At 62.3% G+C, this 3,944-nt stretch carries 3 protein-coding genes and 1 pseudogene; 2 read left to right on the top strand and 2 right to left on the bottom strand.

Annotated features, from left to right (window positions below):
- A pseudogene (locus NCS03_RS14590) lies at positions 1 to 90 on the bottom strand (succinate dehydrogenase, cytochrome b556 subunit); the annotation flags it as partial.
- 169 nt (positions 91 to 259) lie between these two features.
- Positions 260 to 1,057 carry a GntR family transcriptional regulator gene (locus tag NCS03_RS14585; protein WP_033536962.1) on the bottom strand — a complete coding sequence of 266 codons (798 nt, stop codon included), beginning with the start codon at positions 1,055 to 1,057 and terminating at the stop codon, positions 260 to 262.
- Between the two features lie 586 nt (positions 1,058 to 1,643).
- Here NCS03_RS14585 and NCS03_RS14580 point away from each other — a divergent pair.
- Together NCS03_RS14580 and NCS03_RS14575 are read left to right on the top strand one after the other, a co-directional pair.
- Complete coding sequence (locus NCS03_RS14580; protein WP_008354061.1) at positions 1,644 to 2,630, top strand: malate dehydrogenase; 987 nt, start codon at positions 1,644 to 1,646, stop codon at positions 2,628 to 2,630.
- Positions 2,631 to 2,787: 157 nt separating this feature from the next.
- Positions 2,788 to 3,795 (top strand): HpcH/HpaI aldolase/citrate lyase family protein, encoded by a 1,008-nt coding sequence (locus NCS03_RS14575; protein ID WP_250435441.1) that lies wholly within the window; start codon positions 2,788 to 2,790, stop codon positions 3,793 to 3,795.
- Positions 3,796 to 3,944: the final 149 nt, after the last annotated feature.

Below are 3,944 nucleotides of genomic sequence, written 5' to 3'. Positions count from 1 at the left end.
CTTGCCCGCCAGCGGCAAGCGATACTTCGCGATCTGACCGATCCCGATGTTCCGGTATTCCGGCCTTGGTTTTTTTACGGCTTCTGCCATGCTAGACCCCAACTTGTTAACACACTAATCCGCGATTTTAGCGCCTTTTTATATCGCGCTGCAGCGAGAAGTCCTCTAAAAGACCGTTGCTCCATGCGCGAGAATGGGCCTGCTAACGTGCGTGTTCCGCGAGCACTCAGCCAGTGCTCGCGGCCCGTTCTTCACTCGATCAACTCAAGTCGTTCTGGTAAAAATAGCCGGTCGTGACGTACCATCCGCGACGCACTTCGACAGGCCGGTCGCCATAGGTATAGGACACGCGCTCGACCGATAACAGCGGAAATCCCTGCGCCACATCGAGGAACTGCGCGACGGTTTCATCGGCGGCGACGGCGCGGATCTTCTCGGTCGCGCGGATCATGCGCGTGCCAAACTCCGTCTCGAACATCGCGTAGAGCGGACCCTTGTACTCGGCGAGACGCTCGGCCGTGAGTCCGCGAAACACCGCGCCCGGCAGCCAGATTTCGTCGAACACGGTCGTCACGCCATCGAACTGCAACAAGCGCTTGATAAGAACGACGGGGTCGGCAGGCTTCAAATCCAGTTGGCGCGCGATCTCCGCCGGCGCGCGCAGGCGCCTGCATTCGAGCAGACGGCTTACGTGAGGATGGACGTCGCCATCGTCGGGCAGAAGGCGCAGGAAGCGGAACTGCACGCGGTCTTCGTTGTGCGTCGCAACGAACGTGCCTTTGCCCTGACGTCGAACAAGAAGATTGTCGGCGGCGAGTTCATCGATCGCCTTGCGGACGGTGCCCTGGCTCACCTTGTAGCGCGCGGCCAGCTCGACCTCGCTCGGGATGATTTCGCCAGGCTTCCATTCGCCGGACTCGAGTCCTTGCGTGATGAGCGCCTTGATTTGCTGATACAGCGGGCTGAACGTCGGCGACGGCGTGCTCGCGGCCTCAGCCGCCGGTGCAGTGCCGTTGGGGGTCGTCGTGCTCGCCGGGTTGGAATTCATGCCGCGCATTTCAACACAAGGCCCGCCGTGCGTCCAGACTTTTCCCGAAGATTCCTATGTCTTATATAAGACATAAGATAGTGTTGACTTTACCTTGGACGGCTCCTACACTCCTTGTCGAGCAAGGGTTTGCGGGTCGTTGCGAAAGCACGGGAACCGCCGCTCAGCGCGTTTTATCATGGCCCTTTTCGCCTTGAGTACGCTCTGAACACGGCATCCGGCGCAGCGTGCAACATACCGCCAGGCACGCCCTTTCGCTTTCGCCTCACGCCGATCGGCCACTCGATTCGCGCGCCGCTGCCTGCCCCTCGCCTCGCAACGTCAAGCGCCGTCTCGTATGGGCGCGTTGCCGTCAGACCCAAGCGAAATCACCGCGTCCTTCCAGGACACTCCGCACGCCTCTCGCTCGAAGAGAAGGATTCATGGCATGACGGTCAAGCCGTAACGCCGATGCACGGCACGGGCGCGAACGCTCGGTCGAGCTTCGAAGCGTTTGGGCACGGCATGGCCGGCATGTCTTCATCAACGCTTTGCGTAACGCGCATAAAATGGCGTTTTTCCCTAGCGTTCCACGCACCGTCCAGGAGAGTTCTCAATGGCTAAGTCCGCAAAGCGCGTTGCCGTAACCGGCGCCGCAGGTCAAATCGGCTACTCGCTGCTGTTCCGCATCGCCAATGGCGATCTGCTCGGCAAAGACCAGCCCGTGATTCTTCAGTTGCTCGATCTGCCGCAAGCGCAAGCCGCCGTGAAGGGCGTCGTGATGGAGCTGGAAGATTGCGCATTCCCGCTGCTCGCGGGCGTGGTCGTCACGGACGACCCCAAGGTCGCGTTCAAGGACGCCGACGTCGCGTTGCTGGTCGGTGCACGTCCGCGTTCGAAGGGCATGGAGCGCAAGGACCTGCTGTCGGCGAACGCCGAGATCTTCACGGTTCAGGGCAAGGCGCTGAACGATGTCGCGAGCCGCGACGTGAAGGTGCTGGTCGTCGGCAACCCGGCGAACACGAACGCTTACATCGCGATGAAGTCGGCGCCGGATCTGCCGAAGAAGAACTTCACCGCCATGCTGCGTCTGGACCACAACCGCGCGCTGTCGCAACTGGCGGCCAAGTCGGGCAAGCCGGTCGCGTCGATCGAAAAGCTCGCCGTGTGGGGCAACCACTCGCCGACGATGTACCCGGACTTCCGTTTCGCAACGGCGGAAGGCGAGAGCCTGACGAAGCTCATCAACGACGACGAGTGGAACCGCAACACGTTCATCCCGACCGTCGGCAAGCGCGGCGCGGCGATTATCGAAGCGCGCGGCCTGTCGTCGGCGGCATCGGCGGCGAATGCTGCGATCGATCACGTGCGTGACTGGGTGCTCGGCACGAACGGCAAGTGGGTCACGATGGGCATTCCGTCGGACGGCTCGTACGGCATTCCGGAAGACATCATCTACGGCGTGCCCGTCACGTGCGAAAACGGCGAGTACAAGCGCGTCGAAGGCCTCGAAATCGACGCGTTCTCGCGCGAGAAGATGGACGGCACGCTGAACGAGCTGCTCGAAGAGCGCGACGGCGTTTCGCATCTGCTGGGCAAGTAAGTACGTCGTTCAAGGGGGAGTCTGCAAAGGCTTCCCGTCTGCGCGAACGCTACGCGGCGTTCGTGCATGATTCGAACGCGCTTGAAAAACATCGAGCGTGTTCGAATCATCGAGCAAGATGGAATTTCCCAACTTCCAATCGGACCCGACGCCGACGATGCCTGCTCTCACTCCCGCCGAAGTGCTGTTTGACGGCGAAGCGCAACCCGCCGTGCTTCCGCCCTGTGATCATTACGCCGGCAGCGAGAAGCTGATCCGCAAATCCCTGGCGCTGCAGGCGCAACTCGGTCCGGTGTTCGACATCACGCTCGATTGCGAAGACGGGGCGCAAGTCGGTCACGAGGCCGAACATGCGGAAATGGTTGCGTCGTTCGTCGGTGGCGAGGACGACCGCTTCGGGCGCGTGGGCGTGCGCATCCACGACTTCGATCATCGTGCGTGGCGCGACGACGTCCGCATCATCCTGCGTCGCGCGAAGAAAGCGCCCGCGTTCATCATGCTGCCGAAAATCCGCAGCGCCGCCGATGCCACCGAAATGGTCGCGTTCATCGAAGCAACACGACGCGAGTTCGGCATCGAGCAACCGATTCCCTGCCATCTGCTGATCGAGACGCACGGCGCGCTCGCGCAAGCGTTCGAACTGGCCGCGCTGCCGGGCGTCGAATCGCTGAGCTTCGGCCTGATGGACTTCGTCTCGGCGCACAACGGCGCCATTCCCGATACCGCGATGCGCTCGCCCGGCCAGTTCGATCATCCGCTCGTGCAGCGCGCGAAGCTGGAGATCGCGGCCGCGTGTCACGCGCACGGCAAGGTGCCGTCGCACAACGTATCGACGGAAGTGCGCGACATGAGCGTCGTCGCGAACGATGCGGCACGCGCGCGCAACGCGTTCGGCTATACGCGCATGTGGAGCATCCATCCGGATCAGATCAGGCCGATCGTCGAGGCCTTCTCGCCGCGCGCCGATGAAATCGCGCTCGCGGCGCAGATTCTGCTTGCGGCACAGCGCGCACAGTGGGGCCCGACGCGGCATGGCGATACGCTGCACGATCGCGCGAGTTATCGCTATTACTGGTCCGTGCTGCGCCGCGCGCACGCGACCGGCCAGACGCTGCCCGACGAATGCGCGCCGTTTTTCAAATCATCATCTCGACAAGACAAATAACGCCGCATCGCGAGCGTGCAAAGGAGACTAGAGACAATGACCGATCAGGCATCGACCGAAGCACCCGCAACCGGCGCATTCAAGCCGAAGAAATCCGTCGCGCTGTCGGGCGTGACGGCGGGCAATACCGCGCTGTGCACCGTCGGCAA

This window comes from Caballeronia sp. ATUFL_F1_KS4A (assembly GCF_023630905.1).
Taxonomy (GTDB): Bacteria; Pseudomonadota; Gammaproteobacteria; order Burkholderiales; family Burkholderiaceae; genus Caballeronia; species Caballeronia zhejiangensis.
The sequence above is the reverse complement of the archived record's forward strand: the minus strand, read 5'-3'. Positions and strand labels throughout refer to the sequence as shown.